Source organism: Streptomyces sp. NBC_00316 (genome assembly GCF_036158715.1).
In the GTDB taxonomy this organism is placed as follows: Bacteria; Actinomycetota; Actinomycetes; order Streptomycetales; family Streptomycetaceae; genus Streptomyces.
In genome coordinates, this window is sequence record NZ_CP108023.1 from 3199193 (window position 1) to 3225236 (window position 26044).

Consider the following 26044-nt stretch of genomic DNA (forward strand, 5'->3'; position numbering starts at 1 on the left):
ACCGGGCACTCCGGCCCGAGGCTCCGGCGGCGGCGGCCGGGAGCGGCATCGAGCCACGGGGGCGCACCGACAGGGAGCGCGGCGCACGGCCGGAACCGCGCGACCATGCCCTTCGACTCCTCACGCCCCGCCCGGAGCCGCCGTTCTCCTGGCCCCGGCCGCCCCGTCCGGCAAGGATGGCGGGAACCCACCTACCGGAGACCGAGGACATGCCCACCGCCTACCGCCGCACCGCTCACAGCCCCGTCACGCTCGACCGCCGCGAAGGACCGTACGGGGAGGTCGTCCTGCGGGAGCGGGGGGACGACTTCGAGATCATCGCCAATGGCTGCTTCCTGATGGACACCGCGGACGGGCGCTCCGAGCGACTGCTGATCGACGCCGCGCTCGCGGCGCTGCCCGCCGGGCCGACGCGCCCCTCGGTGCTCATCGGGGGGCTCGGGGTCGGCTTCTCGCTGGCGCATGCCGCAGCCGAGCCGCGCTGGGGGCGGATCGCGGTCGCCGAGAGGGAACAGGCGATCATCGAGTGGCACCTGGACGGGCCGCTGGCCCGGATCTCCGGTGCGGCGCTCGCCGATCCACGCACGGCGATCCTGGCGACGGATCTCGTCGCATATCTCCACACGACTACGGACCGTTACGACGCCTTGTGTCTGGACATCGACAACGGGCCGGACTGGACGGTCACCGAGGAGAACGGAAGCCTGTACTCCGCCGCGGGCCTCGCGGACTGCCGGGAACGGCTCAATCCGGGCGGGGTTCTGGCCGTGTGGTCCGCACAGCCGTCCGCCGCCTTTGAACAGGCCTTGAGAAATGCCGGATTTGATGGCGTAAGAACAGAAGAGGTGCATGTCGCCCGAGGTGTGCCCGACGTGGTTCATCTCGCACTTCGGGCCGGCTGAGGTCCCCCCACCGGGTATGCGGGGCCCCCGGACGCCCGGGGGCCAAGCGCCACAAGGCAGACACTCCGCCGCCTGCTCGCGTCCAACCCGTTCCCCTGCCGTTACACCCTGCGTAGCCGGGAGCAGCCCACTGCCTTTACGCTGCTGAGCGGCAAACGGGATCACCCACGAAATTCACAAGCGAAGACCGTGCGTCCGGGGGAATGACCTCCGCGAGAACGGGCAGGGGCGGGGCGATGGAACAGACACACACCACCCACAACGGTGTCGCGGCCACCCCGGGCGCGCAGCGCCGGGTCCTGGTGGTCGAGGACGACGCGACGATTGTCGACGCCATTTCCGCCCGCCTGCGGGCCGAGGGCTTCCTGGTGCAGACGGCGCTCGACGGCCCGGCGGCCGTCGACGCGGCCGAGGCCTGGCAGCCGGATCTGATGGTGCTCGACATCATGCTTCCGGGCTTCGACGGCCTGGAGGTCTGCCGCCGGGTGCAGGCCACACGGCCCGTGCCGGTGCTGATGCTGACCGCCCGGGACGACGAGACCGACATGCTGGTCGGCCTCGGTGTCGGCGCCGACGACTACATGACCAAGCCGTTCTCCATGCGTGAACTCGCGGCCCGGGTGCACGTCCTGCTGCGCCGGGTCGAGCGTGCGGCACTGGCCGCGGTGACACCGCGCAGCGGCATCCTGCGCCTCGGCGAGCTGGAGATCGACCACGCGCAGCGCCGGGTCCGGGTGCGCGCCGAGGACGTCCACCTGACGCCCACCGAGTTCGACCTCCTGGTCTGCCTGGCCAACACGCCGCGCGCCGTGCTCTCCCGCGAGCAGCTGCTCGCCGAGGTCTGGGACTGGGCGGACGCCTCCGGCACCCGTACCGTCGACAGCCACATCAAGGCGCTGCGCCGGAAGATCGGCGCGGAGCGGATCCGTACCGTGCACGGTGTCGGTTACGCCCTGGAGACCCCGGCGCCATGAGCCGGACCGGTTCCGGACTGCGCCCTTTCTCGATCAAGGCCAAGCTGGGCACGCTCGTCGTGGTCTCGGTGTTCATCACGACCGGGCTGCTGATGGTGGCGGTGCGCACCAGGACCGAGCTGCGGTTCATCACGGTGTTCTCGGTGATCGCGACGCTGCTGATCACCCAGTTCGTGGCGCACGGGCTGACCGCGCCGCTGGACGAGATGACGAGGGTGGCCCGGTCGATCTCGCAGGGCGACTACACCCGGCGGGTGCGGGGCGCCGGCCGGCGTGACGAGCTCGGCGACCTGGCGCAGACGATCAACCTCATGGCGGACGATCTGGAAGCCGTGGACCTGCACCGCAAGGAGCTGGTGGCCAATGTCTCGCACGAGCTGCGCACTCCCATCGCGGCGCTGAGAGCCGTCCTGGAGAACGTCGTGGACGGGGTCTCCGCCGCAGATCCCGAGACCATGCGCACGGCACTGAAACAGACGGAGCGCCTCGGCAGGCTGGTGGAGACGCTGCTGGACCTGTCCCGTCTGGACAACGGGGTGGTCACCCTGAAGGCCCGCCGCTTCGAGGTGTGGCCGTATCTCTCGGGCGTGCTGAAGGAAGCGAACCTCGCCGCCTCGTACCGCCGGCTGTCCTCCGGTTCCGGGAACCACACCCGTACGGACGTACATCTGCACCTGGATGTGTCCCCGCCCGAGCTGACCGCGCACGCGGACGCGGAGCGGCTGCACCAGGTGGTGGCCAATCTGATCGACAACGCCGTCAAGCACAGTCCGCCGCACGGCCGGGTCACGGTGCGGGCGCGGCGCGGGGCGCTGCCGGAGTCGCTGGATCTGGAGGTCCTGGACGAGGGCCCCGGCATCCCGGAGTCCGAACGGCGCCGGGTCTTCGAGCGTTTCAACCGTGGCGTCGTGCCGTCCCCGCACGGTCCGGGCAGCGACGGCGGCACGGGGCTGGGGCTGGCCATCGCCCGCTGGGCGGTGGATCTGCACGGCGGTCGCATCGGAGTGGCCGAATCAGCTCGCGGTTGCCGCATCCAAGTCACTCTTCCGGGGATCCCTCAGCCGCGCAGTTGACATAGGGTTCGAAGCGGAAGGGCACGTTCTACGTCTCGTCCCACGCGGGGATACGGTCCATGGGGCCGTAACCACGGTCTCGCGTACCCGGAGTGAAGCGGAACCAAGCTTGTTTCCCGCCATTTCGTGCGCCGAAACCCGCTCTTTGATGTGACTTGCACGACGAAGACCGGCCCGGTCTGCATGGAACGGTCAAGGAGGCGTAGCCTTGATTTCCGCTGTCCATCACCTTGTGAAGCGGAAGAGGGCGGTTGCCGCCGTGTCGTCTCAGTCCCCCAGTAACTCGAGCATCTCGACCGACCAAGCCAGCCCGGGCTCGAACCCGGCTGCCGCTTTCGGCCCCAATGAGTGGCTCGTCGACGAGATCTACCAGCAGTACCTCCAGGATCCCAATTCGGTCGATCGCGCCTGGTGGGACTTCTTCGCCGACTACAAGCCGGGTACGTCCGGCACGGCGGACAAGCCCGTTCCCGGCGCCGCAGCCGCGGGGGCTGCGGTGACCGCGGCCCCGGCCGCCACCGCACCGGTCCAGGTCAACCACGCCGCAGCGGCACAGCCCGCGGCCCCGGCCCCGGTCGCCGCACCTGCTGCACCTGCCGCACCCGCCGCTCCGGCGAAGGCGGCGCCTGCCGCACCCGCGGCACCCGCCGCGCCGGCTGCTCCGGCCGCGAAGGCCCCCGCCAAGGCGGCCCCGGCCACCACGGCGGCCGCAGGCCCCGAGTACGTGACGCTGCGCGGCCCGTCCGCCGCCGTTGCGAAGAACATGAACGCCTCGCTGGAGCTGCCGACGGCCACGTCCGTCCGCGCCGTTCCGGTGAAGCTGCTGTTCGACAACCGCATCGTCATCAACAACCACCTCAAGCGCGCCCGTGGCGGGAAGATCTCCTTCACGCACCTCATCGGGTACGCGATGGTGCAGGCCCTCAAGGCCATGCCGTCGATGAACTACTCCTTCGCGGAGAAGGACGGCAAGCCGACGCTGGTCAAGCCGGAGCACGTCAACCTCGGCCTGGCCATCGACCTGGTGAAGCCGAACGGGGACCGCCAGCTGGTCGTCGCGGCCATCAAGAAGGCCGAGACGCTCAACTTCTTCGAGTTCTGGCAGGCGTACGAGGACATCGTCCGCCGCGCCCGCATCGGCAAGCTCGGCATGGACGACTTCACCGGAGTCACCGCCTCGCTGACCAACCCCGGCGGCATCGGCACCGTCCACTCGGTGCCCCGCCTGATGCCCGGCCAGGGCCTCATCATGGGTGTCGGCGCGATGGACTACCCGGCGGAGTTCCAGGGCACCTCCCAGGACACCCTGAACAAGCTGGGCATCTCGAAGGTCATGACGCTGACCTCGACGTACGACCACCGGGTCATCCAGGGCGCCGCCTCCGGCGAGTTCCTGCGGATCCTGGCCCAGCTCCTGCTCGGCGAGAACGAGTTCTACGACGAGATCTTCAAGGCGCTGCGCATCCCCTACGAGCCGGTCCGCTGGCTCAAGGACATCGACGCCTCGCACGACGACGACGTCACCAAGGCCGCCCGGGTCTTCGAGCTGATCCACTCCTACCGGGTCCGCGGCCATGTCATGGCCGACACCGACCCGCTGGAGTACCGCCAGCGCAAGCACCCCGACCTGGACATCACCGAGCACGGCCTCACCCTGTGGGACCTGGAGCGGGACTTCGCGGTCGGCGGTTTCGCCGGCAAGACGATGATGAAGCTCCGCGACATCCTCGGTGTGCTGCGTGAGTCGTACTGCCGCACCACCGGCATCGAGTTCATGCACATCCAGGACCCGAAGCAGCGCAAGTGGCTCCAGGACCGGGTGGAGCGTCCGCGCCCGAAGCCGGAGCGCGAGGAGCAGCTGCGGATCCTGCGCCGCCTCAACGCCGCCGAGGCGTTCGAGACGTTCCTGCAGACCAAGTACGTCGGCCAGAAGCGGTTCTCGCTGGAGGGCGGCGAGTCCGTCATCCCGCTGCTCGACGCGGTCATCGACTCCGCCGCCGAGGCCCGCCTCGACGAGGTCGTCATCGGCATGGCCCACCGCGGCCGGCTGAACGTCCTGGCGAACATCGTCGGCAAGTCGTACGCGCAGATCTTCCGGGAGTTCGAGGGCAACCTCGACCCGCGGTCGATGCACGGCTCCGGCGACGTGAAGTACCACCTGGGCGCCGAGGGCACCTTCACCGGTCTGGACGGCGAGCAGATCAAGGTCTCGCTGGCCGCCAACCCCTCGCACCTGGAGGCGGTCGACCCGGTCCTGGAGGGCATCGCCCGCGCCAAGCAGGACATCATCAACAAGGGCGGCACGGACTTCACGGTCCTGCCCGTCGCGCTCCACGGCGACGCGGCCTTCGCGGGCCAGGGCGTCGTCGCCGAGACGCTCAACATGTCGCAGCTGCGCGGCTACCGCACCGGCGGCACCGTGCACGTGGTGATCAACAACCAGGTCGGCTTCACCGCCGCCCCGGAGTCCTCGCGCTCCTCGATGTACGCCACGGACGTGGCGCGCATGATCGAGGCGCCGATCATCCACGTCAACGGCGACGACCCCGAGGCCGTCGTCCGGGTGGCCCGTCTCGCGTTCGAGTTCCGCCAGGCGTTCAACAAGGACGTCGTGATCGACCTCATCTGCTACCGCCGCCGCGGTCACAACGAGGGCGACAACCCGGAGTTCACCAACCCGCAGATGTACACCCTGATCGACAAGAAGCGCTCGGTGCGCAAGCTCTACACCGAGTCCCTCATCGGTCGCGGCGACATCACGCTGGAAGAGGCCGAGCAGGCGCTCCAGGACTTCCAGGGCCAGCTGGAGAAGGTCTTCGCGGAGGTCCGCGAGGCCACGTCGCACCCGGCTCAGACGCATGTCCCGGAAGCGCAGCCCGAGTTCCCGGTGGCCGTCACGACCGCGGTCTCCGCGGAGGTCGTGAAGCGGATCGCCGAGTCCCAGGTCAACATCCCCGAGCGGATCACGGTCCACCCGCGCCTGATGCCGCAGATGCAGCGCCGCGCCGCATCGGTGGAGAACGGCACGATCGACTGGGGCATGGGCGAGACCCTGGCCATCGGTTCGCTGCTGATGGAGGGCACCCCGGTCCGGCTCGCCGGCCAGGACACCCGCCGCGGCACCTTCGGCCAGCGTCACGCGGTCCTCGTCGACCAGGTGACCGGCGAGGACTACACCCCGCTGCTCTACCTCTCCGACGAGCAGGCCCGTTACAACGTCTACGACTCGCTGCTCAGCGAGTACGCGGCGATGGGCTTCGAGTACGGCTACTCGCTGGCCCGCCCGGAGTCGCTGGTCATCTGGGAGGCCCAGTTCGGTGACTTCGTCAACGGCGCGCAGACCGTCGTCGACGAGTTCATCTCCTCGGCCGAGCAGAAGTGGGGCCAGACCTCCGGCGTCACGCTGCTCCTGCCGCACGGCTACGAGGGCCAGGGCCCGGACCACTCGTCCGCCCGCCCGGAGCGCTTCCTCCAGATGTGCGCGCAGGACAACATGACGGTCGCCATGCCGACGCTCCCGTCGAACTACTTCCACCTCCTGCGGTGGCAGGTGCACAACCCGCACCACAAGCCGCTGGTCGTCTTCACCCCGAAGTCGATGCTCCGCCTCAAGGCGGCGGCCTCGAAGGTGGAGGAGTTCACCACCGGCGGCTTCCGCCCGGTGATCGGCGACGAGTCCGCCGACCCGAACGCGGTCCGCAAGGTCGTCTTCTGCGCCGGCAAGGTCTACTACGACCTGGAGGCCGAGCGCGAGAAGCGCGGCGTCACGGACACCGCGATCATCCGTCTGGAGCGCCTGTACCCGCTGCCGGGTGCCGAGCTCCAGGCCGAGATCGCCAAGTACCCGAACGCCGAGAAGTACCTGTGGGCCCAGGAGGAGCCGGCCAACCAGGGTGCCTGGCCGTTCATCGCCCTGAACCTGATCGACCACCTGGACCTGGCCGTCGGCGCCGACGTCCCGCACGGTGAGCGCCTGCGCCGCATCTCGCGGCCGCACGGCTCGTCCCCGGCGGTCGGCTCGGCCAAGCGGCACCAGGCGGAGCAGGCTCAGCTGGTCGCCGAGGTCTTCGAGGCCTGATCAGCGACTGTACGAACCGGAGGGCCCGGCCCCGCGAGTGATCGCGGGGCCGGGCCCTCCGGCGTGTGCGGGGTGCGGCGGTCTCCGGCGGGACGTCAGATCAGCTGCGGCTCGAAATCCCAGAAGGGCCGGTTGCGCGAACGCGCCGAGACCGTGTGCACGTGCTGCGCCCCCAACGTCGCGACCAAGTCGTCCAGCGCTTCGCTCTCCACCTTGTCGGCTCGCCGACGGTCCCGGGTTCCGCGCAGATCCGCCGCATACGCGATCCGGGCGGACAGGCTGAGCGGATGCGTGCGGCCGAGTGCCTCGGCTGCGCGCGCGATGACCGATTCCGTCAGGGCAGCCGCGGACTCCGGCTCACCCACCAGATTGCGCAGCGCCGAGGCGTTGATGGCGACGCCGAAGGTCCACGGGTGGTTCTCACCGACGGCGCGCGTCATGTCCAGGAGGGCGTTCTCGCCCAGGACGTGCGCCTGCTCCCGCTCTCCGACGTTGCGCAGGATCAGGGCATGGTTGGAACGGACCCCCGCTACGTACGGGTGGTTCTCGCCGAGCATCCGTACGTACCCGTCGACCACACGCTCGCTTATCGCCCGCGCCTGGTCGATGTCCGCGTGCTCGCGGGCGAAGCAGCTCTGTCCGGCCGCGAACATCATGGTGAGGGGGTCGTCCTCGCCGAGCACCCGCTCGCTGCGCTCGAGTACGCGGGTGAAGAGGGACTCCGCTGCGGTCCGATCGCCACCGCGGTAGAGACACAGGGCCAGATTGTGTTCGGACAGGAGTGTCTGCGGGTTGTCCTGGCCCAGCACGATGTGGTGCATGCGGGTGCTTCGCGCCTGGAGGGACTCGGCCTCGGCGTACCGGCCCAGGAGCCGCAGATCGGTCGAGTAGTTGATCTCGGAGCTCAGCGTCCAGCCGTGGCGGTGGCCCAGGCGGTCCCGGTGCTTGTCCAGAGTGCGCCGGTTGAGCTCCCGCGATTCCTCGTAGCGGCCGAGCAGACGGAGCGAAATGGCCAGGTTGTTCTGGGCCGTGATGGTGCGGGAGTCGTCGCCGAGGATTTCGCGGTAGGAGTTGACCAGCCGCTGGGACAGCTCCAGCGCGTCCTCGTACTTGCCGAGCCCCCGGAGATCCGCGGCAAGGCCGTTGGAGGCCCGCAGGAACTCCAGGTCCTTCTCGCCCCGCTCCCTGCGCAGGTGGTCGACCGCGGCCTGCTCCATGGCTGCGGTCTCCGCGTAGTTGCCCACGGACCTCAGCAGGTTGGCGTAGTTGTAGGTGAGGTCCCAGATCCGCGGGTGGGTCTCGCCGAGCAGTTCCTTCCAGGCGGTCATGGCCCGCCCGGCAAGCTTGATGCCCGCCCGGTACTCCCCGGAGAAGTACATGTAGCGCAGGCAGTTGAGCACCAGGGTGTGGACCGCAGGATCGGTGCTGTTCAGGACATCGGCCCATTTGAGGTGCGGTGTGATCTCGGCGTAGGCGGGCCACTGCCGGGAGTCGATGGGCCGGCCGGGGTCCGCGGCGGTGAGCGCGCGGCGTACGACGCCGGCAAACTCCTCCCGGTCCCGCTCGGGCATGTCCTTGCCGATGATCTGGTGCACCATGCGGTGCAGGTACACCGATTCCCCGGCGATGGACACCTCGTCGACGGACGACTCGTGGGACTCCAGCCGCACCACGGAGTACTGGCGGAGCTGGCTGATGGCACGGTTCCAGAGCAGCGGGTCGTTCATCAGCCCGGCCAGTTGCTCGGGCAGGTCGCCGGAGGGCATGTCCTTCAGCAGCCGCACCGGAATCGAACCCGGCGCGAAGAAGCTGCACAGGCGCAGCAGGTCGACGGACTCGGGAACGGTCTCCCTGAGTTTGTTCAGCAGTATCGACCAGGCGGTCTGGAAGGCCAGAGGGAAGTCCGCGGACACCTTGACCACGTCCTGGTCGATACCTCCGGCGAGGAGTTCGATGTACTCCTCGACGGACATGTCGGAGTCGTTGAGCCAGCCTGCCGTCTGGTCGAGCAGGAGGGGCAGATCCTCCAGGGCCTCCGCGAGTTGGTCCGCGTCGGAGGGGGTCAGCCGGGGCGCACGGCGGCGGATGAAGGAGACCGACTCGTCCCTGCTGTAGACCGGGACCTCGACGAGATTGCTGTTGTGCTCGCCCCACTCGGGATTGCGCGAGGTGATCAGCACATGGCCGGGGCCGGTCGGCACCAGATCCCAGATGTGCTCGGGTTCGTCGGCGCCGTCGAGGACGAGCAGCCAGTGGGAGTGCGGATCGCCGCGCCGCAGGGAGTCGCGTACCGCCCGGAGCCGCTCGCCGTACTCGGCACCTGTGGGCAGACCGAGTTCGGGAGCGAGTTCGGCGAGCTTCTGGCGGTACAGGGCCCGGCGGTCGGCCGGTACCCACCAGACCACGTCGTACTCGGAGCCGAAGCGGTAGACGTACTCGGCGGCCAGTTGCGTCTTCCCCACACCGGACATTCCGTGGAAGGTGACGACACCGGCGCCCCGCCCGGCTCCCTGGAACGCGTGATAGGTGTCGCCCAACAGGCGCTCGCGTCCGGTGAAGCGTGTGTTGCGGCGGGGAACCCCGCCCCAGACCTCGGGGGTGTCCGCCGGGAAACGCGGGCCGGGCCTGGTGTCTGCCTGGTCGGGCAGCGGGTCCGTCGGCAGGGACAGGCTGACCAGCATGCGGCGTTCGGCCTCGGCGGCACCGACGTTGGTGAGATCGGCGGCTCCGAAGACGGAGGTGGCGGCAGGCAGCGCCGATGTGGTGAGCGAGACGGCCGCGAAGCGCTCGCGGTCGACCGCGACGACATGCCGCAGCGCCCTGTTCCACTCGTCATGGCTCCGGGGGCCGAGCTGGAAGTACCACTCGCTGAGGACGACGAGGATGCGCCCCGGAGCGAGCATCAGGTCCTGGAGCGATTCCTCCAGCGTGGCATCGTCCTGCGGATCCCAGCGCTGATAGACGACATGCACTCCGCGCCGTTCGAGACGGTCCCCGATCCAGGCCGCCCAGGCTCGGTTGAATCCGGCGAAACTGATCGTGACGGATTGCGTCCCCGATGCTTCAACTTGCTTACCTGCTAGGGGCATTCAGCCGTCTCCCTGCATCATTACAAGCCCTACTAACGTGTCATCAGGAAATGTCGGTGACGGTGAATCACTGCCACGTGGGGGCCGCCGTCACACACGACCGGAGTCGTTCCTCTGCTGCCATATCACGCGGGCCGTGCTCACATAGGCGCGCGCGCGGGCCAGGTGGCCTGTCGGTGGCGGACAATCCGCCAGACGGTGGTAGAGCGAGATCAGTTCATTGATGACGACCCTTCCCTCCGGGGTGAGCGCGCCGGACCCGGCGAGAACCGGCAGAACCGCACCGGTCTGCTCCCGGCTGCGTGTGTGTTCGGTCCAGGCGAGGTCACGCAGCCCGGCACTCTGCGCGCCGAGCGCACACCGCTGCCAGAACGCGGCGAGCGCGAGATGGGCGTACGCGCCCTGGAACAGCCCGTCGAAGGGCCGGGGGTCGGGTCGCCAGGGCGCGAAGTGACGCGGCGTCGCGTCCTCGCGGTGCAGCGGAACCAGAGCGGCGAGCGCGGCAAGTTTGGTGTGCTGAAGTTCGTGCACGAGCGTCGAGGCCAGGAGGGCCGGGGAGGCCGGCCTGCTGCTCAGGACGGCGCCGAACGCCTCGCGGCGGGTCCCGCTGCAGTGGGCGGCCCCGTCACCGGCACCGCCGGATCCGGGCGGCGGTGCGAGGGGGACCAGACATCGCAACAGGGTGGCCGCCTCGGCGAGCCGATGAGGCCCTCCGATGCGCAGCAGTGGCGTCACACGCGACCAGGACGCCGCCCAGGCGCCCTGTTCCCCGGTATCCCGTGGGGCTGCGTCACCGAGGCCGTGGCGGCGCTGCCCGCTGCCGGACGTGCGGTAGGGGTCGAGGTCGTCGAGCGGTACGGGGACACCGCCCGCCACCAGCGGCGGAAGTGCGAGCAGGGGCAGCCAGCGCGGGTCGGCGGGCCCGGCCGCGCGGCCGCCGAACCGGACGACGAGGTCCGACGCGTCCCTCTGGCGTACCGTCAGCTCCTCCCCGTCGAAGTGGAGATCGGCCTCGCCCGGCAGCGTGCGCAACGAGCCGAGCGTCGGGAGCGGCAGCGTGGTGGCGACGGCGGTGAGCCGAGCGGTGAAGGGCAGTGCGGACCGGATGGCCGCAGCCGCGGCCATGGCTCCGAGGTGCGAGAGATCGGCTCGCAGCACCGGTCCGCCCCGTCCGGAGAGCAGACCGTACAGGCAGCTGCGGACCCATGGGCCCGCCAGCGGATAGAAGATCACCGATCGCGCGGCGTCCCGGTCGGCTCGCTCCGCCGCCGCCAGCAGCGTCCAGTGGTCGTGGACCCGGTCGAGCCGGTCGGCGGGGCAGACCTCCACGGGGGCCTGGCCGGCGGCGTCGAGCAGCGCCCGCAGCGAGGCGATCCTGCGGGTGTGCTGGTCCCGGGTGAGCAGGTCGAGCGCCTCGGGCCCTCCCTCGGTCCGGCCCAGCTCGCGCAGGACCTGGTCGGGGACGGCGGAGGTCATGTGGGGGCTCCCGCGACCGCGTCGGACAGCCCGGCCGCGACGTGGCGGATCAGCCGGTCGAGGTCGGCGCAGTAGACGGAGGGGTTGATGAAGCCGTGTCCGGCGCGGTACCGGTGGGCGTAGTGACCGCCGCCGCAGACCGTGAGCAGGGGGCAGGAACGGCACGTGGCGGCGAGCGCACCGGCGCCCGCCTGACGTGCGGCGACCCCCGGGTGGCGCAGGGCCAGGTCGAAGCTGTGCCGGAAGACGTCGAGTCCGGTGGCGGCTGCCGTGTCGTAGGCCGATTTGAGGGAGTCGACCTGTTCGATCGAACCGTCGGTCTCCACGACCACGGCGTTGACCGGGTCGAGGCCGAGGGCCTCGGCCGCGGCAGGCAGCCCGAGCAGGAGCGCGAGACATTCCTCGAAGAGCCGTATGCGGGTCTCACGTCGTCCGGCCGGCCACCAGCGGTCGAAGACGGCGCACAGCCAGTCGCCGTACGGGGTGGGCCGGCCGCCGGTACGGTGCGCTCTCGCTGCCGTGGCGTCCTGCGGCCGGACGCCGGTCAGACCGGGGGGCGGGGCGGACCAGTTCCCGTGCGGCAGCAACAGATCCAGTGTGGGCGGGCGAAGTTCGAGGAGCGAGGCGTACATCTCGAGGGGATCGCTCTGCAGGTCGACCACGGTGAGGATGCCTGCGTAGGCCCCGGAGTGGTGGTCGGCGAGGAGCCGCGCGCCCCGCAGGGCGGCGGGCCAGGACGGGCGGCCCGCGTGGTCGACGCGTTGGGCGTTGTGGGCGGGCAGACCGCCGTCGAGGCTGATGCCGACCCGAATGCCCGCGCGGGCCAGGGTCACGATGCCGGCGTCGGTGAGCAGCGTGGCATTGGTCTGCACGGTGGTGTGCAGGACGCAGCCTTCGGGAAGCCCGTCACGCACCCGGTCGGTGAAGGCCGCGAGCCGCTCGGCGCCGGCCAGCAGGGGTTCGCCGCCGTGCAGTACGAGGGCCACCTCGGTCAGCCCGTGGGCCGCGGCGTGCTCGGCGATACGGGACGCGGTGCGTTCCAGGACATCGGCGGGCGCCGCGGCCGGGCGGTCCCGCCAGGTGCGGTCCGGACCCGCGTACAGGTAGCAGTAACGGCAGGCGAGGTTGCAGCGGCCGTGCATCTTGACGATGAACTGCCGGAAGGGCACCGCGTCGTGGCGTTCGGGCCAGGTGCCGGACGGCGCGCGCGTGCTCGTCCGTCGAGACACGCCGGCCCCCTCGCTGTGCGACCCACGGCACGCCCTGCCGGACGGCCCCGCCGTCAAGGGGAGTCTCTCTGGCTCTGCGGGACCGCAAACGCCGCTGCCGCGTAGTTGCCCTGTTCGCTGGGGTGGACGGCCGAAACCGGCCGGTTCGCCCGCCCGGCACGGGCCCGTTGCCCTGCCGGGGTGCCCGGCCCGACCGCTCAAAGGGCGCTCTGGAAACCCCACAGCATCTCCCCCGGCCCTTCGGAACGACCGCGCAGGTCCTCGATCACCGCCTTGAGGACCGGATGGTCCACGGTGCGCAGCGTCTCGAGATCGATGTCCAGCAGATCGGGGAGGACCCCGGTGCTGCCGCCCTGCGACCCCTGCGTCATCGGACTTGCCTCGTCGTTGCGTGCGGACACGCTCATCACCGCTCCCGGTTACCGTCGTACTCGGCTCACTGCCCTGCGCCCGTCCATGGGCGCAAGGCACCTGGTGTTCCGGCTGCGAGCGCACGCCGTTGTGCGCTCACCGCTCAAGCTCGGCAAGGCGGGCCGCGGTCGACTCACCCGCCGCGCCGCCGCCGTCCGGCATCGTGCGCCACTCCTGGGCGGCCGCTCGGTAGGCCTCGCGTGCCGCTCGGGGCCGGCCTGCTTCTTCATAGGTCATACCCCGACAGTGGTTGGCCTGAGCACTCAACTCCACTGCTGCCAGCAACTGTTGCGGATTCTCCTGTTCGGCCGCGGCCGTCCGGGCCGATTCGGCGGCGTCCCGGAACGCCTCGGCCGCCTCGTCCAGACGGGTCGGCCGGTGCAGCACGTGGTACGCGTCGACGTGCGACCGGCCGAGTTCCAGCAGGCAGCGGGCGGCGGTCAGGGGATCGCGTGCCTCGCGGGCCGCGAGCCCGAAGAGATACTCGGCCTCCCGCAGATCGACCCGGTCCTCGGTGACCCGGTGCCGCAGCATGAGGGCCCGGCCGAGCATGAGCAGCCGGCCCGCCTGGTCGTTGCTGTCCGACGGGGTCTCCGTGCGGCAGTCGCGCAGGATGCGCACCGCTGTGCCGATGTACGGCCGCCCGTCGCGCAGTTCGGCACGGCGCAGCATGATCTCGCCCCATTCGGCGAGCAGATCCGCGTGGGCCCGGGAGTCCCGCGGCACACCGCGGGCGGCCTGGCCGAACCACTCCGCCGCGCGACCGAGTTCGTCCGTGTCACCGGTGTGCTCGTACCGGGCCACGCAGACCCTGCCCGCCCTGATCTGCAGCAGGGCGCGCGTGCGCTGGTCGCGTACGGTTGCCAGCGCCTGCTCGACCAGGGTCGATGCCTCGTCGGGCTCGGTGCCCGAGGCCAGCAGGGCATCCACCAGGTCCAGCAGGATCCGTGTCTGCGTGCCCGTGGTCTGCGCGCCCTCGTCCCCGGCGAGCACCTTGCGCAGCGAGCGGGCCCCCTGCCCCGCGTACAGCCGGGACTGCTCGGGATCGGCGGTCGCCCGGGCCAGGTGCAGCAGTGTGCGGCCGTGTGCCAACGGCAGGCTCATCGGGCGGTTCTCCTGGTCGGGCCAGACATCGGCGAACGCCTCCAGCATGCCGACCGCCCCCTGCAGCAGGGAGCTGTCACCGCTGAGCCGCCACTGCGCCTCCATCGCCCGCACCCGCTCCAGGGTGAGCCGCAGCGCTTCGGCGGGGTCGAGTCCGGGCGCCGCGCAGGCGACCGTGTACTCGGCGTCGGCCCGGCGCAGAAGGCTCAACGCCCCGCGCCGGTCGCCGCGCCGCCACCGGTCGTCGGCAGCGGCGTGCAGCACCTTGGCCAGTACGGCCCGTTCACGCACCGCCCCGGGCTGCTCGGCGGCGAGCTCCGCGGCACGCTCGGCCTCGCGCAGCAGCTCGCTGCCGCCCTGGACCTCCCAGAGCCGCAGCACACAGCGGGCGTACTCGGCCCACAGCTCGGGGTCGGCGCCCGCGTAGGGCTCGCGTTCGGCGGCACCCCGCAGCAGCTGCACGGCGTCGATCAGGTACTGCACCATGCTGTCCGAGTCGAACTGGCGCAGGAGCGCGCGGGCGCTCTGCACCGCCGCGTGCGTCGTGCGGTCGGTGGCATCGCTGCCCACGTGATCGCCGTAGAGCGCGAACTGCTCGGGCAGAGGCATGAATCGCTCCAGTACGCGGGCCGCGACCTCGGCGAAGGGGTGAGGGACGCGCGACCCGCTGCCACCGCTCCCCCCGTTCTCGTCACCCTCTTCGCCCTCCCCGTCCTCGCCGTGCCCGCCGAAGCCGCTGCCGTACGTGCGCGGCCCGATCTCCATGGCGTACGAGGAGGCGCCCCGGCCCTCCCCGAGCTGCGCGAAGGCCAGTGCGGGGAAGTTCGGCCCGCCCTTGCCGAACCGCTGCTCCACGTACTCCGAGCAGTGCTTGAGCACGAGCAGCGCCTCGTCCCGTCCCAGCGGGCCGAGCAGCGCCTCCTGGACGCCGGGCGCGAACTCGTACCACTGCCCGCTGCCCGTGACGTCGGCCCTGCTGCGTGACAGCAGTCCGCTGAGCAGCACCTCGGCAAGCTCGGACGGCCCCGAGTCGGGCAGCATCGTCCGCTGCACCAGCTGCATCACCGGCAGATACAGCGGGGCCGCGGCGAGATAGACCGCCAGCTGTCCGGCGACCGGGGAGGCCGCCGAGCGGAAGCGGCTGACCAGCTGCAGCGAGGACGGCCGGTCACCCGGGCGGGGTGCGGGCGCCGCGGGCTGGTCGGCCCGTACCCAGCCGACCGCGCCGGAGATCCGGCCGGCGCCGGTGCCGGAGAGCAGCCTGGCCCAGGCCGCGAGCGCACCGGCGACCGGCGGGAGCACGGGGACGGCGAGGGCGCCGGGGCGGGTGGTGGGCACGCCTCCGGGCTCCTCGGTGATCTTGAGGGCCGCGGCGCCGGAGAGCCCCTCGCCGCGCGAGAGCTCACCGTAGGTGACCGGCAGCCGGGTGCGGTTCCACATGCGCTGCGGCAGCGGCTGGAGCACGGCGGTCGGGGCCTGCCGGGCCAGTTGGTGGAGCAGCCGGTGGGCGCGTCCGCTGTGCCAGAGCGGTCCCGCGCAGTCGCTGACGAGTACGGTGACGCGGCGGCCGGTGGGATCGCTGAGCCGGTCCGCGGAGTTCAGCGGCGCGGCGGCCGGGTCGGGGCTGCGGCTGACCGCGCAGGAGCCGTCGGGTCCGCGGTGCAGATAGCGCACCTGGACATCACGGAAGGCTCCCAGCTGTCCGAAGATCTGCTGGAGTTCGACGAACATCCGGTCCCAGACGCGCATCGACGACGAGGCGTCCATGACGAACTGCAGGAGCGCATCGGCCCGGGAGACTCCACGGAACACCGGGATGATCAACCCGCCCGCACGTGCGCTCAGTTCGGCGGTGGCCGTCTCGTCGAGGGTGCGCCGCGAGGGCGGCACGGCCGGGCGATAGCGCTGTAACGGGCGTAAGGCACGCTGGAGTTCGAGGGGAGCAGGGAGCGCGGGGGCGGCGGGGACGCCCAGCGTGAGGGAGGCGGCGCTTCGGCGTCGGCGGCCGCGCGGGCCGTCCTCCTCGCCGGCGCGGCCGTCGTCCTGCGCCGCGGGCTTCGGCAGCGGTACGGGATGCAGGGCGACGCGTCGGTCGGCGTCCTTGGGGTCCTTCTGTTCCGATTCCGGGCGACCGTCGTCCGGTGCGGTGTCCGTGCCGGCCCCGCGGCCGGTCTCGGGCCGGGTCGCCGGCTCGACCGGCCCTTCGCGGGACGGCCGGTCGCGCGCGGACGTCCCGGTGGCGCCGTCCTGCCCTTCCTCCCCGTCCGGCGCGCCGGGGCGGCGGGTCCACCGGGCGAGCCAGAGGGCGTCACAGAGCTGTTCGGCGTCGGGGTCGAGCCCGGCCGCACGCAGCCGGGCGACGAACACGGGCAGCAGCCCGCCGGCGTACGGCTCCGGCGCGGATCCCCGCCCGTCCGGTGTGCGCCCCTGCCCGTCCGGGCCGGGCCGTGCCGCGGCGTCCGGCATCAGCTCATCACCTCGGCCGGTCGAGTCGCTGGATGAGCAGGTCGGCGAGCCGGTCCCGGCCGGCGGGGGCGGCGGCGTCGGTCAGGTAGATCGCGTTCAACAACTGGTCGGTGGCGAGAAGTTCACTGCGCGACCGCTCCAGGAAATGGGCGATGAGGTCGTCCCCGGAGCGCGCCGCCTCGTCACCGAGATGGGCCCGTACGAAGGTGGCGAGCCGCTGGTGGTCGGGGCGGCCCAGCTCCAGGTGGATGCACCGGCGCATCAGCGGCGCCGGGAAGTCGCGCTCGCCGTTGCTGGTGAGCACGACGAACGGAAAGGCCGCGCACTGCACGCGCCCGCCCTTGACCGTCACCTTCGTGCCGTCGTCGGTCAGCACCTCGGCCTCGCCGTCGGGCAGCCGGTCGGCGATCCGCTCCAGCTCGGGAATGCCGAACTCGCCCTCCTCCAGGACATTGAGCAGGTCGTTCGGCAGGTCGATGTCGCTCTTGTCGAGCTCGTCGATGAGCAGCACACGGGGCCGCTCCGAGGGCAGCAGCGCGGTGCCGAGCGGGCCGAGCCGGATGTAGCTGCCGACGTTGTCCGCCGCGTCGGCCCCGGCCGTCCCGGCGGCAGCGCGGTGCGCGGCGATCTGCACGTCCTGCAGCCTGGCGATCGCGTCGTAGTGGTAGAGGCCGTCGAGGAGGGTGGAGCGGCTGACGATGGGCCAGCGCAGGACCCGGCCGAGCCTGAGTTCATGGGCGACGGAGTGCGCCAGCGTGCTCTTGCCGGCGCCGGGACTCCCGGTGACCAGCAGCGGGCGGCGCAGATAGAGCGCGGCGTTGATCATTTCGAGCTCTTCGGCGCCGGGCCGGTGGAGCTCGGCGAGATGCCGGTGGCCGCCGAGGCGACGGGTGGCGGAGCCGTCGGTGAGCGCGCCGCCGTCGTCGTCCTCGTCGTCGGGGTCCGGGGCGCCGCGGCCCGCGAAGTCCCGCCAGGGCGGCGGGGGCGGCAGCTGTCCGATGCCCTCGTGCGGTTCACCGGCCCCTCGGTAGATGAGCCACTCACTGGGTTCACTCATGCGTGTTCCTCGTCGTCACTCGTCCGCCAGGGCCTGTCGCAGGGGGCAGCCGTCGAACGTGCCTCACGGTAGCGATCCGGACACACCTCCGTAAGGGGCGCACCGGTGCGGCGGCCGTTCACGGCGCCTCCAGGAGCTGACCGGAACCGGGCAGCGGATGGTGCGGATCGTCGTAGTACAGGGCGACGCCGTCCGACCAGTACGTCTCCGTACGCCCCGCGCGCACCCCCCGCCGCAGCTCATGGATCCGCTGCGGCAGGCGCTCGGAGGTGCGGACCTCCGCGACGGTGTCGGCGGCGCGCCGGTGGAACTCCGTGCAGACTGCATCGGTCTCCCCGGTCCGCCGCCACAGGGCCACGCCGAAGCCGCCGTCGAGCACCCGCAGCAGCCCGGCCGTGGTCTCGGGGTCCGGCCGGTCGCCGTACCGGCAGAGCACCGGCACGGTCTCGTACGCCAGGGCGTGCAGCACTGTCACCTCCGGTACGCCTACTCCCATGCCGTCCTCGCAGTCGACGACTTCGGCCTGCATCACGGAGCTCCTGGTGCTGTTCCAGCGGGTCCTGCGCAGCCGGTCCAGGTCGTCGGTCGGCGGTCCCTGGTCCGAGCGGCGGACGACCACCGGGCGTACGACCCCGAGCGGCAGCCCGTCCGGTGTGACGTGCCAGCCGTCGACATCGAGGCCGAGCAGCGCGGGTACGACGGCGACCTGGAGCACGGCCGGGCTGTCCGGTTCGTCGCACCGCCGGAACGCCTCGGCGAGCGGGGCGGCGAGCCGGTCCGGCAGGGCGCCGAGCGCCGTGCCCTGGCTGTCCTCGGCGACGGGCAGCACCTCCCCGGTGGGGCGGACGACGCCGATCCGCCAGTCGTAGCGGTCCCGTTCCCAGCCGCGCGGCTCCAACTCCAGCAGGACGAAGGCGCGTTCGCCGTACGGGGCCGGCCCGCCCGTCGGGGCGGTGGCCCGCTGGTGCTCCTGCTCCCGGCGCCGGCGGACGGCGCGCCAGTACAGCACGAGTTCCTGCCGGAAGTCCCGGGAGAGGTCCTCCTCGGCGATCCGTTTCACCCATTCCCAGAGGGACTTCGTGGCGGCCCGGGTGGAGGGCACGTCGAAGGGGCGGTCGGCGGCGAGGACGCCCATGCAGTAGCGCAGGATCAGCTCGAGCGCGGCGTCGCGGTCGCGGGCGCGGGCGTCGTACAGCGCGCCGAGCCCGTCGCGCCAGCCGCGCGGCGCCGGACGGAGGTCGCGCGCATGGACGTTCGGCAGGCCGTCGAGGAGTGCCAGCAGATTGCGGGTGCTGACCGGGGGCGGGAACTCGGCGAGCCTGCCCAGCAGGTCGATCCGCCGCTTGGGGCTGAGCACCCGGCCGGGCGGGCCCGGCAGTTCGCTCTGCACGTCGGCCCAGGTCCGCTCGGTGGAGACGGGGCTGTTGTGCCGGTCGGCGTGGTAGCGGTCGTGGGCATGGAAGACGGCCTGGTACGTGTCGTCAGACTCGGCCTCCACGGGGCCGGCGGGGACCGTCAGGGAGCGCAGCCGCTCGATGCCGACGGCGGTGCCGCCCTGGTGGTCGTCGAGCCGGGACTTGATCACCCCGACGACCTCGCCGCGGGCCACGTCCACGACGGGGCCTCCGGACATCCCCGGCTCCAGCCAGTCCCCGTCGAGCCGGATCTGCTGGTCGGCGTCGGCCCAGCCGCCGTACGTGCCCTTCACCTCGCAGTCACCGCTGAGCGTCGTCAGCCCGCCGCCCGGCGAGGTCGCCCAGCCCACACAGCGGACCTTGCGCCCGCGGAGCATGGCCTCCGAGCGCTCGGTGACGTACACACAGGTGTGTTCGACGGGCCGCCGGAGCTGGACGAGCGCCAGGTCGGGCGCGGGCCAGCCGGTCGCTCCGGGCGGCCGGCTGCCGGGCAGCGCGGCGAGCACCACGCCGGGGACCTCGGTCAGTTCGGTGCTGTACGGATCGGCCCTGAACAACACGGTCACCTCGCGCCCCTCCCCCCGCATGGCCACGTGCGCGCACGTGAGGACCCAGCCGGGGGCGATGAAGAAGCCGCTTCCCAGGAAGCCCCCGCCGGGCTCGTCAGTGGCATACCCGGCCCCCGGCCGATGGATGCGTACGGTGGCGTCCCGCACGAGGTCCATGAGCGCAGCCTCCGCCTGACCCGGACCCCCCTCCGCGCCCCCGCCGGTCCCGTGCGTCATGACCCGCTGCCGTCGGCGGCCCCGGCCGGGCCGGGAGGCGCCGGTGCGCCGGTGGGAGCCCCGGCGGACCGCGACGGGGGTGCGGGCTCCGGTTGCACGGCGTGCGGCGACGGGTTCGCCGGTGCCGGGGACGCAGGTGCTGCGGGTGAAGACGGTGCGGACGGCGTAGCCGGGGGTGTGGCCGGGACCGGTGGTACGGGCGGGATCGGTGGCGTGGCCGCCTGCGCGGGCACCTGCGGTGCGACCGGCGGTCCGCCACCGTGCCAGGTCAGCGTGACCTTGATCGCGCCCTTGGCCTCCCCGTCCGCGAGGAGCCCCACCACCTTGCCCGCCTTGGCCGTGAGCTCGATGCCGAATTCGACGCTGACCTCGTCCGGCCGCACGGCCCGCAACGGCTCGGCGAGCGACCGGGCGACACTGGTCACCACCCCGTGCAGGCTCTCCACCCGGGCCTGTACCTGGCCGGCGAAGTCCGGGAAGCCGGTGTCCGTGTAGGACAGACCGCTCCCGGGAGGCTTCCGCCCGAGTTCCCCGGCCCCGGAGATGCGCGCCCAGACGGGCGTACCGTCCGGCATCTCTATCCGCGCAATACGGGCCTCACTGTCGCTCATGACACCCCCCGTTCCCCCAACTCACGGAAGATTAACGGCAGTACGCGGCCGATGCGAGACACATGGCCCATGCCGCCGGTACCGGGTGCCGCGGTTCCCGGCCGCCTCCCGGCGCCCCGCGGACGGCCCCGCCCGTCCGCCTTCCGGGCCCTCTCGGGGCACCCACCAGGCATTAAACTGGCCGCCATGTACTTCACCGACCGTGGCATCGAGGAGCTGGAGAAGCGACGCGGCGAGGAGGAGGTCACCTTCGAGTGGCTCGCCGAGCAGCTGCGTACGTTCGTCGATCTCAACCCCGACTTCGAGGTGCCTGTCGAGCGCCTCGCCACCTGGCTGGCCCGGCTCGACGACGAGGACGAGGACGACGAGTAGGCGCAGGCCTCAAGGCCTGCCCCGCTTTCCGGCGTCGCCCCGGATCCGGTCGTACGCGAGCCCGGCCGCACCGTGCACGATCAGCAGCGCCCCCGCGAAGGCCCACCCTCCGCTGCGGCGACCCATCCCCCAGGCGGCGAGCGGGAGGCCCGCGGCCAGCTGGGCGACGGCGAGCGCGCGGGCCCTGGGGCCGCGTACCCACGGACCGAGGCCGCTGCTCTCGACGGCGTCGAGTTCCAGCCTCACGGCGTCGCGCCAGCCCGCCCACGCGATCCGTTCCGTCCCGGCCCGGCTGCCGGCCGTAGCATGCAGCCGGCCGGCGGGGTCGCCGGGTTCGAGACCCGGCGGGAGCTCCAGCCCGAGGCGGGTGAGGACGGCGAGCAGTCCGCGCAGCCGGGTGCGGGCGTCCGCTCCCGGGTCGGGGCGGGTCAGCACCTCCAGCTCCTGGACGTCATGGACGGGATCGAGACCGAGCCGCGCGGCGAACGTCCGCATCGCCTCGTCCTCCCCGGCGGGGGTGCCGTCCGCCAGCCAGACGTAACCGACGGGCCGGCGGAAGCCGGACGCGAGGGTGCAGCCGGCCCGGTCGCCGTCCCACCACAGCGCGACGACCGGCCAGGGGGCTCCGACCGCAAGTGCCGCGGCCCAGCCGCCCAGCACGCTGTCGACCGCCTGCTCCCCCGCCTCCTGGTCACCCCCGTCGCCGTTCTCCCGCCAGGGCGTGCCCTCCGGCACGAGGACACTCCACCCGTCACCGGCGGGGGCGAGCAGCATCCGCTCGCGCAGCAGATGGGCCACCGGCCGTACGGAGTCGGGCTCGGCCCGGCACAGCAGCAGCGCCCCCACGGATGATGTCGCGTTCATGCCCCACACCGTAGGGCAATTTGCCCATATCGAGCGCCATTTGATCCATCCCTGGCACCCCCCTCTCCCTTGACTTCCCACATCCGCGATATATCGTGTTCTGCAAGAGACGCGATATGTTGCGTCACGCTGTGTTCCCCGGGAGGTCAGATCCATGCCTGTGTCGACGTGGGCCATCGCCGAGCCTCGGAAACTGACCTTCGACGCACCGGTGTCGTCGCTCAATGTGCGCATCGCCAACGGCACGGTCAATGTCGTGGGTACCGACGAGCCGACCACCCGGCTGGAGATCTCCGGGATCGAGGGGCCGCCACTGATCGTGACCCAGCAGGACGGCAGCCTCTCGATCGGCTACGACGACCTGCCCTGGCACGGCTTCCTGAAGCTCTTCGACCGCAAGGGCTGGCACCGCAGCGCGGTCGTCTCGCTCGCCGTGCCGGCCGGATCGGCGGTGGAGGTCGGCGTGCTCGGCGCCGGAGCGTTCGTATCCGGCATCCGGGGGCGCACGGATGTGCGCGGCGTCAGCGGGGACACCGCACTGGTCGGCCTCGCCGGTACGGTCCGCGCGGACACGGTCTCCGGCAACGTGGAGGCCCAGGCCGTCACCGGCAGCCTCCGCTTCAAGTCGGTCTCCGGCGATCTGACGGTCGTCGAGGGCGCCGGGACCTCCGTACGGGCCGATTCGGTCAGCGGCAACATGGTGCTGGACCTGGACCCGACCGGTAAGCCCACGGACATCCGGCTGACCACGGTCTCCGGCGAGGTGGCCATCCGGCTGCCGCACCCGGCGGACGCGACGGTCGAGGCGAGCACGGCGAGCGGCCCCGTCTCCAACGGCTTCGAGGACCTTCGGGTCACCGGCCAGTGGGGGGCGAAGAAGATCACCGGCACCCTCGGTGCCGGCACGGGGACACTGAAGGCCACCACCGTCTCGGGCGCGATCGCCCTGCTCCGCCGTCCACCGGCCGAGGACGACGGATACGACGCCGAGCCGACCGGAAAGGTGCTCTGACATGCCTCCCGTATTCGCCCATGGGCGCCTGCGCCTCTATCTGCTCAAGCTGCTGGACGAGGCCCCTCGTCATGGCTACGAGGTGATCCGGCTCCTGGAGGAACGCTTCCAGGGGCTGTACGCGCCCTCGGCGGGCACCGTCTATCCGCGCCTGGCCAAGCTGGAGGCCGAAGGCCTGGTCACGCACACCACCGAGGGCGGTCGCAAGGTCTACTCGATCACCGACGCCGGCCGCGCCGAACTGGCCGGCCGCACCGGCGAACTCGCCGATCTGGAACTGGAGATCCGCGAATCGGTCTCCGAACTGGCCGCCGAGATGCGCGACGACGTGCGCGGCGCCGCGGGCAAGCTGCGCAGCGAGATGCGGGCGGCGGCCGGCGAGACGCGGCACACCGCCGGTGCCGGGGCCGGGGCGAAAGCCGACCGGGGGTCCCCGTTCGGCGACTTCGGCGACAACGAGGCATGGCGCACCGCCAAGGAGGAGCTGCGCAAGGCCAAGCAGGAGTGGAAGGAACAGGCCCGCCGGGCGAAGGACGAGTCGCGGCGTGCCCGCGAGGAGGCCCAGCAGGCCCGCCGCCAGGCCAAGGAGGCGCAGGACAGGGCGCGCGAGCAGATGCAGAACGCGGCCCGGCAGGTCCAGGAACACTTCGCCCGGGGCGACTGGCCCACCGGCGTACGTGAGGGGCTGGCCGAGATCACCGGCCGCCTGGGCGGGCTCGCATCGACGGGCAACTGGCCCCCGTACATCAAGCCGGACGCGGCGGACGCGGACCCCGAGTGGGGCAAGGACACGGTCGGCACGGGCGACCCGGCCCGCGACCTGGACCGCCTGCTCGACCGCTTCCGCGACGACATCCGCGACACGGCCCGGGACCAGGGCGTCACACAGGCCCAGCTGACGGAGGCCCGCCGCCATCTGTCGACGGCGGCGGCCCACATCGGCGCACTGCTGCGCAAGGACACCCATGCCGACGAGGGCGACGCCAAGGGCGACAAGGGCACCGACGGCGCACACTGAGCCGGCCGGGGGGCCTGCTGCACCGGGCAGGCTCCCCCGCCCGCCACCCGCCGGGGGATCCCGTCAGCCCGCCTTGGCCTGCCCCTCCGCGCCCCCGTACAGCGCACGGGTCACCGTCTCGTGCGTCGCCCCGTGCTCCGCCAGTACGTCGGCGACCACACCGGGGATGACGGTGAGCGCCACCAGGATGTGTTCCTCGCCGATGAACCGGTCGCCGCGCCCGAGCGCAACCCGCAGGGACCTCTCCAGGACGGTCTTCGCCCCACGGTTGAAGGGCGCCCGCCCTGACCGGCCCCGGCGGTCCTTCCGGTCCTCCGCCAGTGCGCCCTCGCCGTGGGCATCCTCGATCCGGGCGACGATCTCCGTCACGTCGATGCCGATTCCGGCGAGTGCGTCCGTATCGGCCTTGGTCAGGCCGCCGCGGCGGTCCGCGGCGGCGAGCGCCGCCTCCACCGAGGCGCGGCGGTCGGTGAGACCGAGCGCGGTGACGGCGAAGGAGGCCCGGTCGCCGCCCTGCTGATCCAGCAGGGCGAGCAGCATGTGCTGCTCGGTGACGGCGCGGGAGCCCGTCTTCCGGGCCCGGTCCACGGCGCCGGCCACCACGGCACGGGCACCGGCGCTGAATCGTTCGAACATCAATTCCTCCCGTACTTCTTGTGCACGGCCTGTCGGCTGACGCCCAGTTCGGCGGCGATCTCCTGCCAGGACCAGCCCTGGACGCGGGCACTTCTGACCTGTACGGCTTCGAGCTGCTCCAGCAGCCGCCGCAGCGCGACGACGGCCCGCAGCCCGACGCGCGGGTCGCGGTCGCCGGCACGCGCGGCAAGATCCGTTGCTTCCGTCATGATGTCAACTTACGTTGACATGGAGCTCATGTCAACCACAGTTGACACGGCGGATCCCCGGCCGGACGCACGACGGCGGCGGGGGCGAAGGCCCCCGCCGCCGGTACGGATGAAGTGACGACTGCCATGTGACGGATCTGCCCGTCGGCACGGGCGCAGATCTCATGGACCGGGCTGATGCACCGCCACGGTGCGTCAGGAAGCGGTGAGTACGATCTTTCCGAACTGGTCGCCCGAGGCAAGCCGTTCGAACCCTTCGCGGGCCCGGTCCAGCGGCAGCACCTCGTCGATGACGGGCCGCACCCCGGTCGTCGCGCAGAACGCCAGCAGGTCCTCCAGCTCGTCCTTGGACCCCATCGTCGAACCGACGACCTTCAGCTCCAGGAAGAAGATCCGGGTCAGCTCGGCGTGCGAGGGCCGGTCACCGCTGGTCGCGCCGGAGATGACCAGGGTGCCGCCGGGGCGCAGCGACTTCACCGAGTGCGACCAGGTCGCGGCGCCGACGGTCTCGATGACGGCGTCGACACGCTGCGGCAGCCGCGCGCCCGGCTCGTACGCCTCGATCGCACCGAGCTCGACGGCCCGCTTGCGCTTGGTCTCGTCCCGGCTGGTTGCGTAGATCCGCAGCCCGGCCGCCCGGCCGAGGACGATCGCGGCGGTCGCGACACCGCCACCCGCCCCCTGCACGAGGACCGAGTCGCCGGGCCGTACCCCGGCGTTGGTGAAGAGCATCCGGTACGCCGTGAGCCAGGCGGTCGGCAGACAGGCGGCCTGCTCGAAGGTGAGCTCCTTCGGCTTGCGCAGCACGTTCCAGCTGGGGACGGTGACCTGCTCGGCGAAGGTGCCCTGGTAGCGCTCGGTGAGGATGGAGCGTGGCTCGTTCGGACCGACGCCATGTCCGGTCTGGCCGATGACGGAGTGCAGGACGACCTCGTTGCCGTCCTCGTCGACACCGGCGGCGTCGCAGCCGAGGATCATCGGCAGCTTGTCCTCGGCGAGACCGACGCCACGGAGGGACCACAGGTCGTGGTGGTTCAGCGAGGCGGCCCGGACCTGGACCGTGGTCCAGCCGGGCCGCGCCTCGGGGGCCGGGCGTTCGCCCAGCTCAAGGCCGTTGAGGGGGTGGTCGCGGTCGATGCGGGATGCGTAGGCGGCGAACATGGCGCCGACATTAGGCGCGGCGCCGGTGCGACGGAACCGGCCGAGCGTGTGACGTAGCACGCGTGCGCAACCGGGCCCCGCGGCGATCGGGGCAGCCTTCCG

General features: G+C 71.8%; 19 protein-coding genes. 7 read left to right on the forward strand and 12 right to left on the reverse strand.

Going from position 1 to position 26044, the window contains the following annotated elements:
- Positions 1-209 precede the first annotated feature (209 nt).
- The 4 genes from OG878_RS14025 (at position 210) to OG878_RS14040 (ending at position 7027) form a co-directional block, all read left to right on the forward strand.
- The gene (locus tag OG878_RS14025) at positions 210-902 is read left to right on the forward strand and encodes a spermidine synthase (protein ID WP_328887114.1); all 693 of its coding nucleotides are present in this window, start codon (positions 210-212) and stop codon (positions 900-902) included.
- A gap of 236 nt (positions 903-1138) precedes the next feature.
- Positions 1139-1876: a response regulator transcription factor gene (locus tag OG878_RS14030; protein ID WP_267001914.1), complete on the forward strand. Its 738-nt coding sequence runs from the start codon at positions 1139-1141 to the stop codon at positions 1874-1876.
- Positions 1873-2949 (forward strand): HAMP domain-containing sensor histidine kinase, encoded by a 1077-nt coding sequence (locus OG878_RS14035; protein ID WP_328887115.1) that lies wholly within the window; start codon positions 1873-1875, stop codon positions 2947-2949. Before OG878_RS14030 ends, OG878_RS14035 begins: the two co-directional genes overlap by 4 nt.
- A 259-nt stretch (positions 2950-3208) precedes the next feature.
- Positions 3209-7027, forward strand: coding sequence for a multifunctional oxoglutarate decarboxylase/oxoglutarate dehydrogenase thiamine pyrophosphate-binding subunit/dihydrolipoyllysine-residue succinyltransferase subunit (locus tag OG878_RS14040; RefSeq protein ID WP_328887116.1), 3819 nt, complete (start codon positions 3209-3211; stop codon positions 7025-7027).
- A 95-nt stretch (positions 7028-7122) separates the two neighbouring features.
- Here the strand turns inward: OG878_RS14040 and fxsT are convergent, their stop codons facing one another.
- The 8 genes from fxsT to OG878_RS14080 form a co-directional block, all read right to left on the reverse strand.
- Positions 7123-10116: an FxSxx-COOH system tetratricopeptide repeat protein gene (gene fxsT / locus OG878_RS14045; protein ID WP_328887117.1), complete on the reverse strand. Its 2994-nt coding sequence runs from the start codon at positions 10114-10116 to the stop codon at positions 7123-7125.
- Between the two features lie 90 nt (positions 10117-10206).
- Positions 10207-11592, reverse strand: coding sequence for an aKG-HExxH-type peptide beta-hydroxylase (locus OG878_RS14050; RefSeq protein ID WP_328887118.1), 1386 nt, complete (start codon positions 11590-11592; stop codon positions 10207-10209).
- Complete coding sequence (locus OG878_RS14055) at positions 11589-12734, reverse strand: FxsB family cyclophane-forming radical SAM/SPASM peptide maturase (protein ID WP_328891233.1); 1146 nt, start codon at positions 12732-12734, stop codon at positions 11589-11591. Before OG878_RS14055 ends, OG878_RS14050 begins: the two co-directional genes overlap by 4 nt.
- A 284-nt stretch (positions 12735-13018) precedes the next feature.
- Positions 13019-13228, reverse strand: a complete 210-nt coding sequence (gene fxsA / locus OG878_RS14060) for an FxSxx-COOH cyclophane-containing RiPP peptide (RefSeq protein ID WP_443049106.1) — start codon at positions 13226-13228, stop codon at positions 13019-13021.
- A gap of 100 nt (positions 13229-13328) precedes the next feature.
- Positions 13329-16802, reverse strand: coding sequence for an SAV_2336 N-terminal domain-related protein (locus OG878_RS14065; protein WP_328887119.1), 3474 nt, complete (start codon positions 16800-16802; stop codon positions 13329-13331).
- 7 nt (positions 16803-16809) lie between these two features.
- Complete coding sequence (locus tag OG878_RS14070; protein ID WP_328887120.1) at positions 16810-17859, reverse strand: AAA family ATPase; 1050 nt, start codon at positions 17857-17859, stop codon at positions 16810-16812.
- Positions 17860-17977: 118 nt separating this feature from the next.
- Positions 17978-19999 carry a VMAP-C domain-containing protein gene (locus OG878_RS14075; RefSeq protein WP_328887121.1) on the reverse strand — a complete coding sequence of 674 codons (2022 nt, stop codon included), beginning with the start codon at positions 19997-19999 and terminating at the stop codon, positions 17978-17980.
- A gap of 56 nt (positions 20000-20055) precedes the next feature.
- Positions 20056-20670: a CU044_2847 family protein gene (locus OG878_RS14080; protein ID WP_328887122.1), complete on the reverse strand. Its 615-nt coding sequence runs from the start codon at positions 20668-20670 to the stop codon at positions 20056-20058.
- Positions 20671-20856: 186 nt separating this feature from the next.
- Here OG878_RS14080 and OG878_RS14085 point away from each other — a divergent pair, with 186 nt between their 5' ends.
- Complete coding sequence (locus OG878_RS14085; RefSeq protein WP_007266501.1) at positions 20857-21042, forward strand: DUF6104 family protein; 186 nt, start codon at positions 20857-20859, stop codon at positions 21040-21042.
- Between the two features lie 9 nt (positions 21043-21051).
- Here the strand turns inward: OG878_RS14085 and OG878_RS14090 are convergent, their stop codons facing one another.
- Positions 21052-21906 carry a hypothetical protein gene (locus OG878_RS14090; protein ID WP_328887123.1) on the reverse strand — a complete coding sequence of 285 codons (855 nt, stop codon included), beginning with the start codon at positions 21904-21906 and terminating at the stop codon, positions 21052-21054.
- Positions 21907-22060: 154 nt separating this feature from the next.
- Here OG878_RS14090 and OG878_RS14095 point away from each other — a divergent pair, with 154 nt between their 5' ends.
- Together OG878_RS14095 and OG878_RS14100 are read left to right on the forward strand one after the other, a co-directional pair.
- Complete coding sequence (locus tag OG878_RS14095) at positions 22061-22918, forward strand: DUF4097 family beta strand repeat-containing protein (protein ID WP_328887124.1); 858 nt, start codon at positions 22061-22063, stop codon at positions 22916-22918.
- 1 nt (position 22919) lies between these two features.
- Positions 22920-23936 carry a PadR family transcriptional regulator gene (locus OG878_RS14100; RefSeq protein ID WP_328887125.1) on the forward strand — a complete coding sequence of 339 codons (1017 nt, stop codon included), beginning with the start codon at positions 22920-22922 and terminating at the stop codon, positions 23934-23936.
- 63 nt (positions 23937-23999) lie between these two features.
- On the opposite strand, the gene OG878_RS14105 is transcribed toward OG878_RS14100, so the two are convergent.
- From OG878_RS14105 to OG878_RS14115, 3 genes are all read right to left on the reverse strand, one after another.
- Positions 24000-24572, reverse strand: a complete 573-nt coding sequence (locus OG878_RS14105) for a Clp protease N-terminal domain-containing protein (protein ID WP_328887126.1) — start codon at positions 24570-24572, stop codon at positions 24000-24002.
- A complete protein-coding gene (locus tag OG878_RS14110) occupies positions 24572-24781 on the reverse strand; it encodes a sigma factor-like helix-turn-helix DNA-binding protein (RefSeq protein ID WP_030915748.1) in 210 nt (69 codons plus the stop codon). The genes OG878_RS14105 and OG878_RS14110 overlap by 1 nt, the downstream gene beginning before the upstream one ends.
- 195 nt (positions 24782-24976) lie before the next feature.
- Entirely contained in the window at positions 24977-25942 is a 966-nt protein-coding gene (locus tag OG878_RS14115) for a zinc-binding dehydrogenase (RefSeq protein WP_328887127.1), read from the reverse strand.
- Positions 25943-26044 lie beyond the last annotated feature (102 nt).